The sequence below is a fragment of the Stenotrophomonas sp. SrG genome (assembly GCF_050031795.1).
Classification (GTDB): Bacteria; Pseudomonadota; Gammaproteobacteria; order Xanthomonadales; family Xanthomonadaceae; genus Stenotrophomonas; species Stenotrophomonas rhizophila_A.
Genome location: NZ_JBNBBE010000312.1, coordinates 1 through 266 on the forward strand (window position 1 = coordinate 1; position 266 = coordinate 266).

Sequence of the window (266 nt, forward strand, 5' to 3'; positions counted from 1 at the left end):
GCCAGATCCATGCCCACCTGCTGCATGAACTGCGCCGCGAGTTCTCGTTGCTGCCGGTGCCGGTAACGTCGACCTGGCGCGAGCTGGCAGTCAGCGATATTGCCGTCAAGCTGCTGGCCAAGGCCGAGCGGCTGGGCTTTAAGCCCACAGAAGTACGGGCACAGGGTGCGCAGCAGTTGGACGCGGTGGCAGGCGTTCACCGCGGCGGCATGAAGCTGACCCAGGTGGCGTGGAACGGCGCCGCGCCGCCAGAGCGCTCGCACGCA

The 266-nt window shown here is 67.7% G+C and carries 1 protein-coding gene; it reads left to right on the top strand.

Annotated elements, in window-relative coordinates; translation table 11 throughout:
* Positions 1-266: hypothetical protein (locus ACQG3P_RS19935; RefSeq protein WP_426806010.1), on the top strand; the 266-nt coding region annotated here is incomplete at both ends.